Source organism: Streptomyces sp. GC420 (assembly GCF_009916105.1).
Taxonomy (GTDB): Bacteria; Actinomycetota; Actinomycetes; order Streptomycetales; family Streptomycetaceae; genus Streptomyces.
Genome location: NZ_JAAAXQ010000127.1, coordinates 1 through 19,535 on the forward strand (window position 1 = coordinate 1; position 19,535 = coordinate 19,535).

Below are 19,535 nucleotides of genomic sequence, written 5' to 3' on the forward strand. Positions count from 1 at the left end.
CCCCGAAACGGCCGGTGAACTCCCGGCCGTTTCGGGGCCGGACATTCCCGCTCCGACGGTGCCGCCTCGGCGAGGGTGGGCCGGATCGACACCGGACTCCCGGCCCGGCACCGGCCCGGCGGGACCGGTGCCGGGCGCTCGGCACGCAGGGGCCGCGGGAGAGGCCCGGTACGCGGCGGAGGCCCGGTACGCCGCGGAGGTGGCCCCGGGCGCAGTCGGGTCGGCGTGGACCGAGGTGCCTCCGGCCGCTGCGCGGCACGCGGCCGGCATGGTGCCGCCGGGAACGGCGCAGGCCACTCCGGTGGAGGCGCGCGGGACGGTCCTGCGGCAGCCGGCCACGGCACACGGGGCAATCCCTGTGGACGCCGCCGGCGGCATGGCCCCGAGCGGAGCCGTCCAGCCGCCGGGCACGGCCGGAACCGACCCGGCAGCGGTCGCCGCCGCCATCAGGCGGCTGCTGGCCGACGCCCTGCACCGCGCACCCGCCGATGTCCCGGACGACGAGCCGTTCCTCGCCATGGGCCTGGACTCTCTCGCCGCCGTCGACATGGTGAAGCAGCTCGAACGGGACCTCGGCCGCTCCCTTCCGACCACGCTCTTCTTCGAGTTCACGACCGTACGCGAACTGGCAGGCCACCTCTCGGCCGAGCACCTCTCGGCCAACCACCTCGCGGACGGCCGTGGCCCTGGCAGCCGTGTCGCGGACGGTCCTGCCGACGCGCCGCCAAGCGGCCACGCTCCCCCCGGTGCCGGCGGCACGACGGACGCCCCCTTCCCGCTGACACCCGTCCAACTCGCCTTTCACACCAACAACCGGCTGTACCCCGACGTCTCCGCCTACGGGTACGTCCGCCAGACGATCACCGGTCCCCTCGACGCCGACCTGCTCGGCCGGGCCCTGGACCACCTCGGCGCCCGGCACCCGATGCTCCGCATGCGCCTGGACGGGGACCGCCCGCCCTTCCGGCAGTTCATCGCGCCCCCGGTACCCGTGACGCGGTGGTTCGAGATCCGCGACACCGGCGGCCCACCGGACGAACAGGAAGAGGCGCTGGTCAACCGGCCGTTCGACCTCCGCACCGAACCGCCGGTCCGCGCGCTCCTTCTCCGCGAGAACGCCGGCACGGCCCACCTCGTCCTGGTGGTCCACCATGCCGCGGCCGACGGCTACAGCCTCAACATCCTGAGCCAGGACCTGTGGTCGGCGTACACCGCGCTGTCCCGGGGCCGTGTCCCGGAGCTCACCCCGCAGGCAACCGGCTTCCCCCAGTACGTGGCCGCCGTCGACTCCGAGCGATCGGAGTCTGTGCTCGAGGCCGACCGGACGTTCTGGCGCGACCGCCTGGACGCGCCGGGCGAACCGTGCCCGCTGCCCTTCGACGGCGACCCGAAGGCCCTTCCCGCACCTCCGCTCGCCGCCCACCAGGCCGCCCTCACCCCGGCGCTCACCGCCGCGCTGCACCGCAGGGCCGCCGCCCACGGCGTCTCGCTGTTCCATCTGCTGCTCGCCGCCCACGCACGCTGCGTGGCCCGCTGGAGCGGTCAGCGGAGGGTCGTGGTCAATGTCGCCCGGGCGCGCCGCGAGATCCGCCTGGCGGGCGTCGACCGGCTCGTCGGCCCGCTCGCGGACGTCCTGCCGCTCCTTGTCGACACCGGGCGGGACGAGCCGGTGACCGCCCTGGCGGAACGAGTCCGGGAGAGCTGGCTCGAGTGCGAGCGGCACGGGAGCCTCACCAGCCCCGATCTGGCCCGGCTCCTGCCCGGTGGCTCCCACGGCCCCCGCACGGCCGGTACGACGGGATTCAGTTTCGCCCGGTTCCCGGTGGACCACGACCCCGCCTGTCCGGTCGGGGTAAGGCCCACCGCGGCCGGCACCGCCTCCGCCGCGACCCGGCTCAGCCTGCTGTGCTGGGAGGACGGGCCCGTCCTGCGGCACTCCTGGAACTACCCGCTCGCTCTCTTCGACCGGGGGACCGTCGAGGGCCTGGCGAGCCACTACCTGAAAGAACTCGCGGAACTCGCGGAACCGGCCGAGGTCGGCCGGGGCACCGAACCTGCGGCCGCCGATGCCGCCGGCACCGCCGATTCGGCCGGTGGAACCGGCCCATGTGCCGAGCCGGTCGCGTCCGCGCCGGCGACGCCGGACTCGGGGCCGGCCCCGAGTCCGGAACCCGCCGGCCCGCCGGCCCTCGCCATGCGTCCCCACGGAATTCTCCGGCGTCTGGCCGACCGGTTCCGCGCCGCCCCCGACGCGATCGCGATCGACACCGGCGCGACCACGATGACGTACGGGGAACTCGACCGGGCCTCGGCGGCGCTCGCCGCCCGGCTGCGTGCCCGCGGCGTCACCACGGGGGATCTGGTCGGGCTGCTCACCGAACCGGGCGTGGACACGGTCGTCGGACTCGTCGGTGTCCTGCGCGCCGGTGCCGGGTGGGTGCCTCTCGACTCCACCCACCCGCCCCGCCGTCTCGCCGGTCAACTCGAACGCTGCGGCGTGCGGACCGTCGTCTGCGACGCCCGCAACCGGACGGGGGCGGCGCAACTCCCGGGCGTCGGACCGGTTCTGGTCGACGGCTCCGAGGCGCCCGGGGCCGACGCAGGTCCTGGCCCACTTCCCGACCGCACCGACCCGGACGCGATCGCGTACGTCATCTTCACCTCGGGCTCCACGGGCCTGCCCAAGGCGGTGCCCATCACCCACCGGGCGATGGAGAACTACCTCGGCTGGGCGCTGGACACCTTCGGCTACCACCGCGGCGACCGGCTCGCCCAGACCGCGTCCATCTGCTTCGACGCGTCCGTGCGGCAGTTGCTCGCGCCGCTGCTCGTCGGGGCCACCGTGGTGACCCTGCCCCGGCACCTCGTACGCGACCCGGAACTCCTCCTGGACCACGTCGTACGGGCGCGCGTCACGGTGTGGAGCTCCGTGCCCGTGCTGTGGGAGCGACTGCTCGCGGCGGCCGAGGGGCGGGTGCGGCGGGGCGGCGCGCTCCCCGACCTGTCGGCGCTTCGATGGGTGCACGTCGGCGGCGAGGCGCTGCCGCCCGGGCACGTACGCCGCTGGTTCGACCTGCTCGGCGGCGGGCAGCGGATCGCCAATCTCTACGGACCGACCGAGGCCACCATCAACGCCACCTGCCACATCATCGACGCCCGCCCCGGTGACGAGGTGCGCCGGCTGCCGATCGGCCGCCCCGTCGCGGGCACCGAGGTGCGGGTCGCGGACGCGGAGGGGCGGCCCTGCGCCGAGGGCACGCCCGGTGAACTGCTGATCGCCGGCACCGGTCTCACCCCCGGTTACCTCGGCGAACCCGGACTCACCGCGGCCGCGTTCACCGAGCACGACGGGCGGCGCTGGTACCGCAGCGGCGACCTGGCGCGACGCACCGCCGACGGTTCGCTGGAGTACCTCGGCCGCGTCGACGACCAGGTCAAGATCCGGGGACACCGGGTCGAGCCCGGCGAGATCGAGGCGGCGCTCGAGACGCACGAGGGCGTCGCCCGCGCCGCCGTGGCGCACCACGACGGCCGGCTGGCGGCCTTCTACGTGCCCCGGCCCGGGCGACCGGTCCCCGAGCCGGCCGGGCTGCGCGCCCATCTCGCCCGCACCCTGCCCGACTACATGCTGCCCTCCCGCTTCGACGCGCTGGACGCCCTTCCGCTCACCGGCACGGGCAAGGTCGACCGTCGCGCACTGCGGCCCGACGCCGCGGCGGAGACCGGGGCTGAGGGTATTGGCGGTACGGGGATCGGTGGCACGGAAACCGGTGGCACGGAGACCGGCGAGCGCGGGGAGCGGCGGGGCACGCCGCCGCAGACCCCGACGGAACGGCTCCTGGCCGGGATCTGGGAAGAGCTGCTGAACCACCCCGAGGTCCGTCGTGACGACGACTTCTTCGCGCTGGGCGGTGATTCCCTTCTGGTGCTCGAGGTGTTCGCGCGGCTGGAGGAGTGGATTCCCGTCCTGCCGAGGCCGACCGTCATCTACACCCACGGAACGCTCGCCGCGCTCGCCGCCGTGATCGACGCGGCCTCCGCCTCCGGCGCCGCCGTCGATGCTGGTCCCACTGCCGCCACGGCCCGCGGCTCTGGGAAGGAGGCGCGGGGGGACGACGGAGACCGGCCTTCGCACCGGCTCAACTCCGCAGCGCGACAACCCGCTTCGGCCGGAGCGGGGCCCACGCCGTACCCGCTCACCCCCACCCAGCGCGGTTTTCTGCTCGCCGAAGCGCTCGCGCCCGGCAGCGGCTCTGCATGGCTGGCCCGCATGCGCCTGCGCGGACCGTTGCGACAGGCCGAGTTCCAGCGTGCGGTCGACGCGCTCGTCGAGCGCCACGCCATGCTGCGCACGGTCTTCCCGTTCGGCGAGAGACCGCCGGTCCAGCAGGAACTGCCGCCCTCGATGCGGCTCGCCGTGGAGTTCGAGACGCTCGCGGTGCCCGGCCTGCTCGACGTGCGGATCGCCGAGGAGCGCGGCCGCCGCTTCGAGCCCTGGGCCTGGCCCCTGATGCGGCTGCGGGTGTTCACCGTCGCGCCCGGAGAGCACGTCCTCGTCGTCCACGCCCACCACCTCATCGGCGACGGCTTCAGTGCGGCCCTGCTGGGCCGTGAACTGCTTGCCGCCTACGACCGTCTGGTCCGCGGGGAACCGGTAGCGCTGCCGGTGCTGCGGAGCACGTTCCGTGACTACGTGTCGCTCCTCGGACAGGAGAGCGCGCAGGAGGCCCCGGCCGCCGCCGGGGAACCTGCTGCCCATGCCTGGCGTGCGCGACTCACCACCGTGTACCGGGCCCCCGTCCTGCGCACGGACACGGGCTCGGGAACACACCCGGGCTCGGGCACCGGCTCGGGAACACACCCGGGCTCGGGCACCGGCTCCGCGCCGCCCGTGCTCTCGGCAGGGTTCACCCTGGACGCCGTACGGACCGAAGGGCTGAGCCGGCTCGCGTCCGAAGCGGGTGCCACGCTGTACGCGCCGCTGCTCACCGCCTACTACCGGGCACTGGCGGGCCTCACCGGCCGGCGGGACCTGGTGCTCGGCCTCGCCGTCACCGGGCGCGACCACGCACTGCCCGGCATCAACCTCCTGTTCGGCCCGCTGGCCGCCGCCGTGCCGCTGCGTCCCGGCGCGATCACGGACGGCCCCGGGATCCCGGACGCGCCACGAGACTTCGCCGCCGATCTGCGCCGCGTCGTGGCCGAGGCCACCGGAGCCAGGATGTACGCGGCCACCGGGACGCGGCCCGGCAGCGCCATGCCATCGGCCACCCAATTCCTCTTCAGCTACCTCGACTTCTCCTCGCTCGGCCCGACGACGGGGGAGACACTGGCGCTGTCATGGGACGACGAGGACACCGAGCTCACCCAACCGCCCGTCGGCAACGACGTGTTCCTGACGGCTCGCCCGGCCGGCGACGGCCTGCGCCTCACCGTGCGGGCCCCGGGCCGTGCCCTCACACCCGCGTCCTTCGCCGCGCTCGTGGAGGCGATGCACGACGACCTCGCCGCTGCGACCGCCGCGGGGGCCCGTACACCGGAAGCCGTCCGAGCCGCCGGGGCCGCCCGAGCCGCCGGATCCGCGGCCGGAGCCCCGGAGCCCGTACCTCGGCGGCACGGTGCCTCGCGGGGACCGGTGGTGGACGCCGCGCTGGTCGGATACCTCCCCTCCCCTGGGCACCTGGCCGCCGTCGCGGGCCTGCCGGCGGAAGCACTGCCCCGCGAGACACTGCGCTCGACGCTCTTCCCGGACGGGGACCCACGGCTCCTGGAAGAGATCACTACGCCGCTCGGCAGTTCGGGCTTCGTCTGCCTCCCGCTGTTCGCCGACGAACTCGCCCCCGGCCGTGCACTGGTGGACCACACGGCGCGGGCAGTCGCCCATGCCGCCTCGCTCGGCGCGCGGTGCGTGTCGCTCGCCGGGATGATCCCCGCGCACACGGGGTACGGCTTCGAGGTGCTCCGTGAAACGAGGGCGACAGCGACGGGGGCGAAAACGGCGCTCACCACAGGCCACGCGGCCACCGCCGTCTCGGTGGTCAAGACGGTCCATGCCGCGCTCGCGGCCACCCGCCGGGACCTCGCCGACCTCGCCGTGGCTGTCGTCGGCCTCGGTTCCATCGGCAGGTCGTCCCTCGAACTGCTCCTCGCGAGGGCCGAACGCCCGCCCGCCGCAATGCTGTTGTGCGACGTCGCGGGCAGCACGCCGCGCCTGGAGCGGCTGGCCGGCTCCCTGCGCGACCGGGGCCTGGCGAAGGCCGTGCGGCATGTGCAGGCGGAATCCGTCCAACCGACCGAGCTGCCCGCGGCCGTGTACGAGGCCGATCTCGTCATCACGGCGGTGAGCGCCGGCGGGTCGGTCCTCGACACCGACCGGCTCCGGCCCGGCACGATCGTCGTCGACGACTCGTTCCCGCACTGCTTCGACGCGGCCCGGGCCGTCGGCCGCATGCGGGAGCGCGGTGACATCGTGGTGGTCGGCGGCGGTCTCTTCGACGTGGGTGACACCGGACGGCGGGTGGCGGAGGGGCTGCCCGCCGCGGCCGCCGACGGTTACGCGGCCCAGCCGTGGCTGCCGGGCACGATGGCGTCATGCAGGCTGGAATCGCTGCTGCACGCCCACGGGTCCCGCTCCGGTTCCGGCCTGCCGCTGGTCCACGGCCTGGTCGACGCCCCGCTGGCGCTGGCGTACTGGGACGCCGTGGAGGCGGCGGGCGTACGCGCGGGACCGCTCCACCTGCTCGGCCACACCGTCGACGAGGCCGTCCTGAGCACCTTCCCCGCGCCGTGGTGAGCCGGGGAACGGGCCGGTTCCCGGCCGGCCCGCGCCGGGTGTGGCCGAGGGTCCGCTCCCGGCCGCGCGGCCGGAACGAGCACCGCCCCGGGGACGAAGGGACGCCAGTACCGTCCCCATCGCCGGATGCGCCGGATGCGCCGGATGCGCCGGACGCGCCGGGGACGTCGCGGGTGCCGCGCCGGACGCTGTGGTGGCTGCGCCGCCTGTCGGCCGTCGTGGTGAGCCTCTGCGCGCTGGCGGGTGCGGTGCGGCTGGTCGTGCCCGCCTCCGCGGCGGTGGACGACGAACCACCCGGGGTCCTGCGCCAACTGGCCTTCATACGCTCGGCACTGGACGACGGGGCGGGCGACGAGGCGCAGCGGCAGTTCCCCGAGGGGTACTTCTTCCTGCACGCGCTGTACGGCCTGAGCTGGGTCGAGGCCGGGATGCGCGAGCCGCCGGCGGAGCGGTCCCGGGCACTGCGCGAGGCGCGGTGGGCACTGGACCGGCTGGACTCGCCGTCGGGCCGTGCCCCGTTCGCCGCGGACCTCGTCCCTTCGTACGGCGTCTTCTACCGGGGCTGGAGCAACTGGCTGCGCGGCGGGGTGCTGAGCCTCCAGCCGGACGGGCGGCGCGACCCCGCGGAGCTCCGCCGCTTCGTGAGCGACTCCGCCGCGCTGGGCGCGGCGTTCGACGCCTCGGAGAGTCCGTTCCTGACGGCATACCCCGGCCAGGCCTGGCCGGTCGACTCCACCGTGGCGATCGCGTCGCTGCGCCTGCACGACACCTTGCTGCCGGCCCGCTACGCCGACACCGTGGAGCGGTGGCTCCGCGGAGCGCGCGAGCGACTCGACCCGCGTACGGGTCTGCTCCCGCACAGGGCCGACCCGGACACCGGCGCTCCCGCCGAGGTGGCCAGAGGCACGTCGCAGAGCATCATCCAGCGTTTCCTCGTCGACATCGACCCGGAGTTCGCCGAGGAGCAGTACCTGCGCTTCCGCGAGCGGTACGTCGTCTTCCCGCTGGCTCTGGGACCGGCCGTGCGGGAGTACCCCGAGGGTGTGGACGGCCCGGCGGATGTCGACTCGGGCCCGCTCCCGCTCGGGGTGAGCCTGTCGGCGAGCGTGGTCACCCTCGGGGCGGCCCGGGTGCACGGCGACGCTGCGCTCGCCGGGGCGCTGGCCAGTTTCAGTGAGGTGGCGGGGCTGCCGCTCGACACACCGTGGACCAAGCGGTACGCCTTCGGGCTGCTCCCCATCGGCGACGCCTTCCTGGCCTGGTCGAAGACCGCACGGCCCTGGGCGGCGGAGACGCCGTCCACGCCGCCCTCGGACATCTCGTGGTGGTGGCGGGCACCCCTGCTGTCGATCCTGGCCGTGCTGGGGCTCGTGCCGTGGCTGCCGGCGCTGGTGCGCCGCCTGCGCCGCGCCGTCAGCCGGCGTCGGCGAACCGGCGGCCGAGTTCCTCTTCCGAGAGGTCTTCCAGATGCGTGAGGAACACCCAGATGTGACCGAAGGGGTCCTTCAGGATGACCGTGCGGTTGCCGTGGAAGGTGTCCGTCGGCGGCTCGACGACCTCGGCTCCGGCGGCCTCCGCGCGCTCCGCCAGGCCGTCCACGTCCGGCACGAACACATGCAGCGTCACGGTCGTCCTGCCGCCGAGCGAGGCGGGGGCGGCGAAGGCGGCGTACGTCTCGTCCGTACCCGCAGAGTCGCCCAGCATCAGGACGGACCCCGGCCCGGACTCGGCCCCCGACCCCGACCCGGACGCGGACGCGCCGATGCTGATCTCGGCGTGCAGGATCCCGCCGGCAGGGGCCTCCAGCCGGAATTCCTCGCGGGCACCGAACGCCCGCCGGTAGAAGTCGATCGCGGCCGCGGCGTCGTCGACCATGATGTGCGGGACCACGGCGCGGTGGTAGCGGGCGGGGATCACACTGTCGGCTGTGCGCTCGGTCATGACGAACCTCCCTGGAGCGGACCGCCGGCCGGTTCCCGCGGTTCCGGTCCGAACGTAGAAACTCGAGCGCGGTCGAGGTCAAGGGAAACGCTCCGCGAACCACGTGGCGCCACCACGGGGCCGCCCGCGGCTGGGGCATGATCGACCGTGGGTCTTTGGGCCTGTGGGCCTGTGGGCCCGTCGAACCGCGACGCCACGACCGAGTCTGGAGAGATGCCGTATGACGACGATCGAAGAGGCCGGACTCGGAAGGGTGGGCATCTGGACCGGGAGTCTGGACGCGGTACCTCCCACGGCGGCCGGGGAGATCGCCGCCGAGCTGGAGTCGCAGGGCTGGGGCGCCCTCTGGTTCGGGGAGGCGTACGGCCGCGAGGCCTTCACCCAGGCGGGACTCCTCCTCGCCGCCACCCGGCGGATGCGCGTGGCGACCGGCATCGCCAATGTGTGGGCGCGCGACGCGGTCGCGGCCAACGCCGCGTCGCGGACCCTGGCCGCGGCCTACGGCGGGCGCTTCGTGCTCGGCCTCGGCGTCAGCCACCGGCCGCTCGTCGAGCGGGTCCGCGGCGGCAGTTATTCCAGGCCGGTCGAGACCATGCGTGAGTACCTGACGGCGATGGCGGGAGCGTCCTTCCACGCGGCGGAGGCCGACGGTCCGCGCCCGCCCGTCCTGGTGGCCGCGCTCGGCCCGCGCATGCTGGAGGTGACCCGCGAACTCGCCGACGGCAGCCACCCGTACCTGGTGACGCCCGATCAGACCGCTGCGGTGCGCGCGGCTTTGGGGCCCGACAGGATCGTGGCCGTCGAGATGGGCGCTGTGCTCACCACGGACCGCGAGACCGCGCTGCGTCGCGCGCACGCGCACCTGGACATCTACACGGGCCTGCCGAACTACCGGAACAACTGGCTGCGGGGCGGCTTCGACGAGACGGACCTGATCCGCGGAGGCTCGGACCGGCTGGCCGACGCGCTCATCGCCTGGGGCGACGAGCAGGCGATCCTGAGCCGGGTGCGCGAGCACCTCGACGCAGGGGCGGACCATGTGTGCGTACAGGTGCTGATGGAAACGCCGTTCGAGGTGCCGGCCGAGCCATGGCGGGAGCTGGCCCCGGCACTCGTCGACGCGCTGTGACCGCGCCCGGGCGGTGCTGCCCGGCCCCGTCGCCGCCCGCCCGGAGCGGGTCCGGCGTCCTACGTACGCCCGGCCGTGATGAGCCGGGCCGCCGACTCGTAGAGCACCCCGTCCGCCGTCTCATGGGCTTCCAGGCTCGCCCGCAGACCGGCCAGTGCCCGGCGCCGGCCCGCCCCGTCGAGCTCGTCGAGCAGCCGGCCCAGCAGGCCGGTGACGAACCGGTGGGCGTACCCGGCGTCGGGGCCGAAGTGCATGGGGGCCGACAGGACATCGAAGAAGGCCCCCTCCTCGCCGTACCAGGCGCGGAGTTGCCCGGCGTTGGAAGAATCGGCCCGCGCGTCGTGATGTCCATCCCGACCACCCGCTTGTACCCGCAGGGGCTGTCGGATTCCGGTCTATGCCCCGGGTGGACCCGCGCCAAGGCAACCGGCGCTCACCACCTCGTACGCCCACCTCGGACTGCCGACGGTGCGTCCGTGGAGCCCCCGGACGCTCTCACAGGCCGCGCAGCAGCAGACGGGGAGAACGGCGTGCCAGCGCGGCGGCGGCCAGGCCCGCCGGCGGCTGCCCTACGGCCCCTGCGGCCGCCGGCGGCCGTCATGAGTGCTCCGCGCACTTCTCCGTCGCCCCAGCACGCCGTGCCAAGGGGGAGTCCCAGGCGGCCACTCGTTCGACCAGCCGCCGGTCGCCGTCACGCACCTCGTCCATCGCGCTCATGGCCTGCGGCTTCCCGGCCAGGACCGTCCCACACCAGGCGCGCTGCCCGTTGATCCCTTCGGCAGGCCGACCGGGTGGCCGGGTGGCCGGGGTGACCGAGCGGCCGAGTGGCTGGGTGGCCGGGGCTTGCTCGGCGGAGAGGGCCCGGGGTCGCCGGCTGCCCGGCCGTCCCGCGTGGTGACGTCCCGGGTCAGGGCTCGGGCCGGGCCAGGAACCGCGCGACGCGCGCGCCCCAGCCGTGCACGTCGGCGCGGGTGCGCGCCACATACAGATCGGCGTGCGGCAGCGCGCGCACCAGGGCCTCCGCGCTCGACACGGGGTGGCCCGGGTCGTCCGCCCAGGCCAGGACCAGGGCGGGCAGGTCCAGAGCGACGAGGTCCGCGGGTGCGGGCAGGTCGGACTGTGCCAGACCGCGCAGGACACAGGGCAGCACGCGCTCGGCGGGCGTCGGCGGGAACTCGGGTACGCCGGCCACCGCCGCGGGCCGAGACCGCCGGTCCCCGGCGGCGAGCCAGGCGGCGGCGCCCTCCCGTTCGACGGTGTCGGCGGCCTCCAGGTTGTCGCGGGCATGCGCCGGGCGCGTGGCCCAGGCTGTGGGAGGGATGAGGAGGACCAGCCGGGAGAAGCGCTCGGGCGCCCGGACGGCGGCGTGCAGAACGGTGCCGCAGCCCATCGACGCACCCATCGCGCCGACCGGCCCGGCGGCGCCCAGGTGGTCGAGCAGGGCCAGCAGGTCATCGGCGAGTGAGGCGTAGGTGTAGTCGGCGTCCGAGAGCGTGCCGGTGGACCGGCCGTGGCCCCGGGCGTCGTAGCGGACCAGCCGCTGCCCCGCTTCCCGGACCGGCGCCCAGTCGAACAGTCCCATCCGGTCCTCGACCTCCTGGCTGACGAATCCGCCGTGCGCATAGACCGCGAGAGGGCCACGGCCGGGGTCGTCGTAGACCAGCTCGGCCCCGCGGTGCCGGAGGCTGCCTCCCACGACGGGGCGGTTGCCCTCTGCCCGCATGAGCGTCCACCTCTTCCGAGCGTCGGGCTCGTCCGAGCATCCACCTCTTCCGGGCACTCGACTCTTCCGAGCGTCCGCCCGTTCGCCAACGTCCGGCCCGTAGGACAAAATCGGGTGCCCCGCCGTGCCGGGTTCCCTAGACTCCCAACGAATCGCGCGCCGCCCGACATCGCGGCACGCGCGCCGTGACGAGTGAGGGGAGCCGGGCCGTGCGTAACCGCACCGCTGCCGTCGTCCCCCCGTCCCGGTACGAGGTGATCCTGGTGTCTTCGCACGCCCGGTGCCGGCTGCGCGGCCGGGACCGGTCCTCCGCGACGAACGCCTGACCCCTCTTCCGCACCACGGCGCACGACCGGCGATCCGGGGCACCGCCCGGCGGATCGCGTCGTGCCCGCGGTGTCGGTGGTCAGTGCACGGCCCCCGAGCCGGGGCCGCTCCGTCCGGACAATCGCGCCGTCCCGCAGCGGATCACCACGAAAGGCCAGAGGCCGTGCGCGCCAACCTGCACCGTCATGCCACCGACGTTCCGACCGCCGTCCGCAACCTGGGCATCCTCGCCCACGTCGACGCGGGCAAGACCACCGTCACCGAGCGGATCCTGTACGTCACCGGCACCACCCACAAACGCGGAGAGGTCCACGACGGCACGACCGTCACCGACTTCGACGCCCAGGAGCGCGAGCGGGGGATCACCATCTTCGCGGCGGCGGTCAGCTGCGCCTGGGACGGCCACCGGATCAATGTGATCGACACCCCGGGCCACGTCGACTTCTCCGACGAGGTCGAGCGTTCGCTGCGGGTGCTCGACGGCGCCGTCGCGGTGTTCGACGCCGTGGCCGGCGTGGAGCCCCAGAGCGAGTCGGTGTGGCGGCAGGCCGACCGCCACGGCGTACCGCGGATCGCCTTCGTCAACAAGCTGGACCGTGCCGGTGCCGACCTCGACCTGGCGGTCGAGTCGATCAGGCGGCGGCTGCGCACGGTCCCGCTGGTGGTGCAGCTGCCCATCGGGCGCGAGGACGCCTTCGTGGGCGTGGTGGACCTGGTCCGCATGCGCTCGCTGCTGTGGCCGGACGGCGGCGGCACCCTCGAGGAGGGTCCCGTACCGGACGCCCTGCTCGAAGAGGCGTTCCGGCGCCGGCGACTGCTCGAGGAGACGGTGGCGGAACTCCACCCCGCCGCGCTCGAGGAGTTCTGCGCGGATTCGGCCGTCTCGGCGCGGACCCTGACCGCCGCGCTGCGCGACCTGACGCGCGGCGGTGAGGGCGTGGTCGTGCTGTGCGGGTCCGCCTACCGGAACCGCGGGGTCGAGCCGCTGCTGGACGCCGTCGTGGCCTATCTGCCGTCGCCGCTGGACGTTCCGGCGGTACGGGGCGGATACGGCGGCGAGGTCCTGGAACGGCGCGCCGACCCCGACGAGCCTTTCGCGGCCCTGGTGTTCAAGGTGCAGGCGACCGCCAGAGGCCGGCTGACCTACCTCAGGGTGTATTCGGGAACGCTCCACAAGGGAGAGGTGGTGCTGGACGTGGGCGCGGGGCGCACCGAGCGGATCGGCCGGATCCTGCGGGTGCAGGCCGACCGGCACGCGGAGGTGGACCGGGCGGTGGCCGGGGACATCGTCGCCGTGGTCGGGGTGAAGGCGGCCCGTACCGGCGCGACGCTGTGCGCTCCCGCGGCGCCCCTGGTGCTGGAACCGCCCGCGGTGGCGGATCCGGTGGTCTCCGTGGCGGTCGAGGCCCGCAGGGGCACTGACACCGACCGGCTGGCGACGGCGCTGGCACGGCTGGTGGAGGAGGATCCCTCGCTCGCGGTGCGGACCGATCGCGAGACCGGCCAGACGGTGCTGTCGGGCATGGGCGAGCTCCATCTGGAGGTCGCGGTGGAGAAGGTACGCCGCGACCAAGGACTGGAGATCGGCGTGGGCAGGCCGCGGGTGGCGTATCGCGAGACCGTGTCCCGCGGGGTGTCGGGGCTTGTGTACCGGCACGTCAAGCAGGACGGCGGCGCGGGCCAGTTCGCCCACGTCACCCTCGACGTGGAGCCGCTGGACGCCACCTCGGGCCCGGCGGCGGGCGGTGACGGCGGCAGCGGCGGGGCGCCGCGGTTCGAGTTCAGGTCGGCCGTGACCGGCGGGCGAGTCCCGCGGGAGTACGTCCAGGCGGTCGAGGCCGGTTGCCGGGACGCTCTGGCCGAGGGGCCCCTGGGCGGTCATCCGGTCACCGGGGTGAGCGTCACCCTGACCGACGGGGCCACGCATCCCAAGGACTCCTCGGAGATGGCATTCCGTACGGCCGGACGGTTCGCGCTCCGGGAGGCACTGCGCGCGTCCGTGATGACCCTGCTGGAACCGGTAGCCGAGGTCACGGTCACCGTGCCCGAGGACGCCGTGGGCGCGGTGCTGGGCGACCTGGCGGCGCGGCGTGGCCGGGTCTCCGGCTCGGCCTCGCGGGCCGGCACGGCGGTGCTCACCGCCACCGTGCCGCTGGCCGAGCTGTTCGGTTATGCGTCCCGCCTGCGCGGCCGCACCCAGGGCCGGGGCTCCTTCACGAGCCGGGCCACCGGATACGCGCCGGTCCCTGTGACGGTGTCCGGCGCCGCACCGTCGCGGTAGGTCCGGCAGGTCCGGCGGCGCCGGACCTGCCGGTGGGTCCGGCACGGCCGCCGGGCCCGGTACGGCCGGTGGCTCCGGCAGGTCCCGGGAAACGCCCCGCCCGCCCGGGAACGGGCGGGCGGGCTCCGGTGCGCGTGCGGGCGCCGCACGCGCACCGGAGCGTTACGCGCCGTACGTCCCGTACACCGGGGGTCCCGCCGGCTCGTAGACGTGGACCGCGAGCCCGCCCGGCGTCGCGTCGTTGCGGACGAGCCGCAGACCGGCCGGTGCGCCGCCGTCCGGGAACAGCCGGCGGCCGTGGCCCAGCACCACCGGGGCGACGACGAGGCGCAACTCGTCGATCAGCCCGGCGGCCAGCAGCGACTGAGCGAGCCGGGCGCTGCCGTGGATCTGCAGGTCCCGGCCCGGCCGCCGCTTGAGCTCGGCGACCTGGGCCGGTACGTCCTCGGACAGGACGGTGGTCGGATTCCACCCGGCAGCGGTCAGGGTCCGCGAGGCGACGTACTTCGGAAGGCCGTTCAACGCGGCGGCGAAAGGGTCCTCCGGGTCGGTGATCTTCGGCCAGTGGGCGGCGAAGATCTCGTAGGTGTGGCGGCCCAGCAGAAAGGCATCCGCCTCGCCGAGCCATTCGACGGCCAGCCGCAGGAACTCTTCGTCGATGTGCGGCACGAACCAGCCGCCCTGCGTGAACCCGCCGCCGGTGTCCTCGTCCGGCGCCCCGGGGCCCTGGGAGACGCCGTCCAGACTCATGAACTCCGTCAGTGTCAGTTTCATCTCTTCGCCGCTCTCCTTCGGCCGGGGACGCGGCGTACGCCCGTCTCCGTCCTGCTTGGTCCTGTCCGCGGGTTCTGTTCGTTGCTCCTCGGTCGCCCCCCTGTCCTGTCAGACGCCCGGGCGCGCGGGAAATCATCGGGGCGGGACGGCCGGGCGGTGGAACGGCGGGCCGGGCGGGCCCACGGCGGAAGGCCGAACGGCCCTACGGCCTCCCGGGGGTGCCGCATAGCGTGGGACAACGGCACGTCCAGGGGATCAGGGAACCGGCAGGCCCGCCGTGAGGACAGGGGCCGGGGCCAGGACCGGAGTAGGAGGCCGCACATGGAGCACGTATCCGGGAACGGGCGTCCCGTCCCCGCACAGGGGGACGGGACGGCCTCCGAGCCGGGCCGCGGAACGCCGGGCGGGCGGTTCACGCGGACGACGTCCGCGGGCGGCCCGCCGCAGGCGGCGCCGGAGGGACCGGCGGGACGGCGGCCGGAGGACTCGGCGGAGGCGCGGGCGGAGGTACCGGCGGCAGGACCCGCCGGTACCCGGATCGACCTGGACGACGTCAGCCGCCGCTACCGGGTGGGCACGGTGGACGTCACCGCGCTGGACGACGTCGACCTCCATGTGGACGAGAACGCCTTCGTGGTCGTCCTCGGACCCTCGGGGTCCGGCAAGACCACGCTCCTCAACCTGATCGGCGCGCTGGACGCGCCGACCTCGGGACGCATCAGGATCGCCGGGCAGGACATCACCGCCGCGACCCCGCGCCGGCTCCAGCGCTTCCGCCGCAGCACCGTGAGCTTCGTCTTCCAGAGTTTCAACCTCTTCCCCGGCCTGACCGCCCTGGAGAACGTGCAGTTCGGAGCCGATGTCGCCGAACGCGAGCACGCGGCGGAACTCGCCGCCGACACCCTCGCGCAGGTGGGGCTCGGCGACCGGCTGCGCCACTTCCCCCACGAACTGTCCGGCGGGGAACAGCAGCGCGTCGCCATCGCGCGCGCCCTCGCCACCGGCAACCCGGTGCTGCTGGCGGACGAGCCGACCGGCGAACTGGACTTCAGGACCGGCGTACAGATCCTGGGGCTGCTCAGGGCGCAGGCGGAGGCCGGGAAGACGGTGCTGGTCGTCACCCACAACCGGGAGATCTCCCGGGTGGCCGACCGGGTGATCGAGCTGTCCAGCGGGCGCATCGTCGGCGACGGCCCGCCGCGCGGCGGCCGCGCCGACGTCTCCGAGCTGCACTGGTGAGGGGCCGTCATGGCTGAACGGACGCTGTGGCTGCGCTGGTCCTGGCGGGACCTGCGCAAGCGCTGGATCCTCGTACTGGCCATCGCACTGACGATCGCCCTCGGCACCGGAGCGTACGCGGGCTTCTCCGGCACCGGGGACTGGCGCAGGCAGTCCTATGACGCCAGCCACGACAAGCTGCGCATGCACGACGTCCGGGTGACCCTCACCGAGGGCACCACGGCACCGGCCGGGACCCTCCGGGACCTGACGGCGGCCGTCCCGTCGGCCGGACAGGTCACCGGCGCCTCCGAACGGCTCACCGTGCCCACCCAGGTCGACGCGTCCACGGGAGGGAGGACCGTCCTGGTCGCGGGCCGGCTCGTCGGCTCGGCCGATACGCCCGAGGTCGACCGCGTCCACGTCTACGAGGGCCGGCTGACACGGCCGGACGAGGCCGGCGAACCGGTCGCCGTCCTCGAACGGACCTTCGCCCGCTTCTACGACCTCCCGGCCTCGGGAACGGTCCGCGTCTCGGGCGGCACCACCATCCGCTACACCGGCCAGGGCACCGCACCCGACTACTTCACCGCCGCCGCCCAGAGCGGGGCCGCCATGCTCGGCGAATCCGGTTACGCCGTGCTGTTCGTGCCGCTGGCCACCGCCCAGTCCGTCGCCGGCACCCCCGGCCGGGTCAACGAGGTGGTGCTCACCCTCGCCCCCGGCGCCGACGCGTCGGCCGTCGCCGCCGAACTGGAGAAGGCGCTCGACGGCGCCTCGCTGTCCGGCAGCGTGACCCTGAAGGAGGACGAGGTCGGTTACCGCGCGCTGTACGAGGACATCGAGGGCGACGAGACGTTCTTCGGGATCATCGCGCTGCTGTTGCTGCTGGGCGCCGCGTTCGGAGCGTTCAACCTGACCAGCCGGGTCGTCGAGGCGCAGCGGCGCGAGATCGGCATCGGCATGGCACTGGGCGTCCCACGCCTGCGGATCGCCGCCCGGCCGCTGCTGCTGGGCGTGCAGGTGGCACTGCTCGGCGTCGTCCTCGGGCTCGCCGTCGGCGCCCTGGTCACCCGGGCCATGGCGGACCTGTTCACCGATGTGCTGCCGCTGCCCGAGTGGCGCACCCCGTTCCCGTACGACACCTTCCTGTACGCCGCGCTGCTCGGCTTCGCGCTGCCCCTGGTGGCCGTGGCCTGGCCGGTGTGGCGGGCGGTCCGCGTGCAGCCCGTCGACGCCATCCGGGTCGGGCATCTCGCCGCCCGCGGCGGCGGCCTCGCGCCCCTGCTGCGCAAGGTCTCCCTGCCCGGCCGCGGCTACCGCCAGATGCCGCTGCGCAATGTGCTGCGCACTCCGCGCAGAACGGCCCTGACCTCACTCGGCATCGGCGCCGCTGTGGGCATTCTGGTCGCCGTCTTCGGCATGCTCGACTCCTTCGCGATGATGCTCGACAGCAGTGAGCGCGAGGCCACCAGAGGGGCCGCCGGCCGCACCGTCGCCCAGCTCGACGGATTTCACGCGCAGGACTCGGACCAGGTGCGCGCCGTCGCCGCGGCGCCGGGTGTGCGCGGTGCCGACCCGCTGCTCGAGGTCTCCGGAACCGCCCGCCCGGGCCCGGGCGAGGGCGGCGGCGACCAGGTGAACCTGGCGATCGAGCTGCGGGCCCTGGGGGCCGGGGCCTGGACCCCCACCCTGACCGAGGGCTCGCTCACCGACCACCCCGGCGGGCTGGTGCTGGCCGAGAAGGCCGCGCGCGATCTCGGTGTCGGACCCGGCGACACGGTCGTGCTCCGGCACCCCGAGCGGCTGGCGAGCGGGGCCTTCCGGCAGACGGACACCCGGATCACCGTGGCCGCGCTCCACCCCGACCCGCTGCGCGCCGTGACCTACCTCGACCGGTCGCGGGCCGGGCTGTTCGGACTGACCGGAACCGCCAACGCCGTCGAGGTGCTGCCGGCCGCGGGCACGGCACCCGGTGACCTGGAACGAGTCCTGTTCTCCACTTCCGGTGTCGCCGGGGTCCGGACCGCCACCGAGACGGTGGACGCCCTGGAGTCCGGCATCGAGCAGTTCACGGGCATCCTCGGCATCGCCGCCGCCGTCACGCTCGCGCTGGCGGTGCTGATCGCCTTCAACGCCGCCAGCATCTCCGCCGACGAGCGGTCCAGGGAGAACGCCACCATGTTCGCCTTCGGGCTTCCCGTCCGCACCGTACTGGGCATGGCCATGATGGAAAGTGCCCTGATCGGCGTCCTGGGAACGGCGGTCGGACTGCTGATCGGGCATGGCGTGAACCGCTGGATGATCCTCGTCCAGGTCGGGCGGACGATGCCCGAGATCGGCCTCGACGTGACCGTGGCGCCGCGCACCTACCTCACCGCCGTACTGCTCGGCGTCGGCGCCGTGGCGCTCATCCCCCTGCTCACGGCGCGTCGGCTGCGCCGCATGAACATACCCGCCACACTGCGGGTCGTGGAGTGACGGCGACGGCGACGGCGACGTGGGCAGGACCCGGACCGCGCGGGCGGCGGACGCGCGGCCTCGCGGGACGGGTACGGTCGTCGTCGCGTCATGCACGGCCTCCGTTGCCCGGCTATCGGACCCTCGGTCAGCAGGCGGTGCCATGTGCTGGAGTGCGACGGCCGACCTCGTGGCGGGCGCGTGCGTCTCGGCCGCCGGAGTGGCGACGGTGGCGCAGGTCCGCCGCGCCCGCGATCTGCCCCTCGCGGCGCTGCCGCTGCTCCTCGGCGCGCACCAGATCATCGAATCCGCGGTATGGCGCGACGGCGGCGGCCCCGGCCCCGCCACGCTCGCCTGGGCCGTGATCGCACTGCCCCTGCTGCCGCTGTGGGTGCCGCTCGGTGTGCTGCTCGCGGAGCGCGACGGGACCGCGCCGCGGCTTCCGCGCCTGCCGCGGCAGGCGGTCCCGGCCGCTGCCGGAGCCGCCACCACAGCCGTCCTCGCGTACTGCCTGGCCACCCGGACCGTCACGGCCGAGCCTCGCGGCCGCACCATCGGCTACGCGGTCGACGTGCCGCAGGCACCGCTGATCGTCGCCGGGTACCTCCTCGCCACGATCGGTGCGCTGCTGCTCGCCCGCGATCCCCTGCTGCGGATGCTCGGAGTGACCGTCGGGGCGGGCGCGGTGGTCTGCGGGGCGCTGTGGCGTACGGAGTTCGTCTCCACCTGGTGCGCCTTCGCCGCGGTCGCGGCACTGCTCGTCCTCGCCTGGGTGCGGCGGCGTGCCCGCGAGGCCCGGCATGACCATCCGCGGTACCCGGCCGCCGGACCGTAAGGAGCCCCGCCCGAGCCGGAACTCGGGGCGAGGGGCGGGGGTCAGGTGACGGGG

General features: G+C 74.6%; 11 protein-coding genes. 7 read left to right on the forward strand and 4 right to left on the reverse strand.

Annotation, left to right across the window (positions count from 1 at the left end):
* Window positions 1-376 precede the first annotated feature (376 nt).
* On the forward strand, window positions 377-6,793 hold the full coding sequence (locus tag GUY61_RS17635; RefSeq protein WP_398955869.1) for an amino acid adenylation domain-containing protein: 6,417 nt from the start codon (window positions 377-379) through the stop codon (window positions 6,791-6,793).
* Between the two features lie 173 nt (window positions 6,794-6,966).
* Window positions 6,967-8,268, forward strand: a complete 1,302-nt coding sequence (locus GUY61_RS17640) for a hypothetical protein (RefSeq protein WP_208106118.1) — start codon at window positions 6,967-6,969, stop codon at window positions 8,266-8,268.
* Here GUY61_RS17640 and GUY61_RS17645 read toward each other — a convergent pair.
* Window positions 8,207-8,734 carry a VOC family protein gene (locus GUY61_RS17645; RefSeq protein ID WP_166631137.1) on the reverse strand — a complete coding sequence of 176 codons (528 nt, stop codon included), beginning with the start codon at window positions 8,732-8,734 and terminating at the stop codon, window positions 8,207-8,209. The two genes, GUY61_RS17640 and GUY61_RS17645, sit on opposite strands and share 62 nt — an antisense overlap.
* A gap of 220 nt (window positions 8,735-8,954) precedes the next feature.
* On the opposite strand from GUY61_RS17645, the gene GUY61_RS17650 reads away from it, so the two are divergent.
* The gene (locus tag GUY61_RS17650) at window positions 8,955-9,863 is read left to right on the forward strand and encodes an LLM class F420-dependent oxidoreductase (RefSeq protein ID WP_166631138.1); all 909 of its coding nucleotides are present in this window, start codon (window positions 8,955-8,957) and stop codon (window positions 9,861-9,863) included.
* Between the two features lie 59 nt (window positions 9,864-9,922).
* Here GUY61_RS17650 and GUY61_RS17655 read toward each other — a convergent pair whose 3' ends face one another.
* Complete coding sequence (locus tag GUY61_RS17655) at window positions 9,923-10,117, reverse strand: hypothetical protein (RefSeq protein WP_166631139.1); 195 nt, start codon at window positions 10,115-10,117, stop codon at window positions 9,923-9,925.
* A 653-nt stretch (window positions 10,118-10,770) separates the two neighbouring features.
* Window positions 10,771-11,586: an alpha/beta fold hydrolase gene (locus tag GUY61_RS17660; protein ID WP_166631140.1), complete on the reverse strand. Its 816-nt coding sequence runs from the start codon at window positions 11,584-11,586 to the stop codon at window positions 10,771-10,773.
* 490 nt (window positions 11,587-12,076) lie between these two features.
* On the opposite strand from GUY61_RS17660, the gene fusA reads away from it, so the two are divergent.
* On the forward strand, window positions 12,077-14,194 hold the full coding sequence (gene fusA / locus GUY61_RS17665) for an elongation factor G (RefSeq protein WP_313896715.1): 2,118 nt from the start codon (window positions 12,077-12,079) through the stop codon (window positions 14,192-14,194).
* Between the two features lie 162 nt (window positions 14,195-14,356).
* Here fusA and GUY61_RS17670 read toward each other — a convergent pair whose 3' ends face one another.
* Window positions 14,357-14,968 carry a dihydrofolate reductase family protein gene (locus GUY61_RS17670; protein ID WP_166631141.1) on the reverse strand — a complete coding sequence of 204 codons (612 nt, stop codon included), beginning with the start codon at window positions 14,966-14,968 and terminating at the stop codon, window positions 14,357-14,359.
* Between the two features lie 321 nt (window positions 14,969-15,289).
* On the opposite strand from GUY61_RS17670, the gene GUY61_RS17675 reads away from it, so the two are divergent.
* From GUY61_RS17675 to GUY61_RS17685, 3 genes are all read left to right on the forward strand, one after another.
* Window positions 15,290-16,207, forward strand: coding sequence for an ABC transporter ATP-binding protein (locus GUY61_RS17675; RefSeq protein WP_166631142.1), 918 nt, complete (start codon window positions 15,290-15,292; stop codon window positions 16,205-16,207).
* A 9-nt stretch (window positions 16,208-16,216) separates the two neighbouring features.
* Window positions 16,217-18,667, forward strand: coding sequence for an FtsX-like permease family protein (locus GUY61_RS17680; protein ID WP_166631143.1), 2,451 nt, complete (start codon window positions 16,217-16,219; stop codon window positions 18,665-18,667).
* Between the two features lie 142 nt (window positions 18,668-18,809).
* On the forward strand, window positions 18,810-19,481 hold the full coding sequence (locus GUY61_RS17685) for a DUF6629 family protein (RefSeq protein ID WP_166631144.1): 672 nt from the start codon (window positions 18,810-18,812) through the stop codon (window positions 19,479-19,481).
* The last annotated feature ends 54 nt before the right edge of the window (window positions 19,482-19,535 follow it).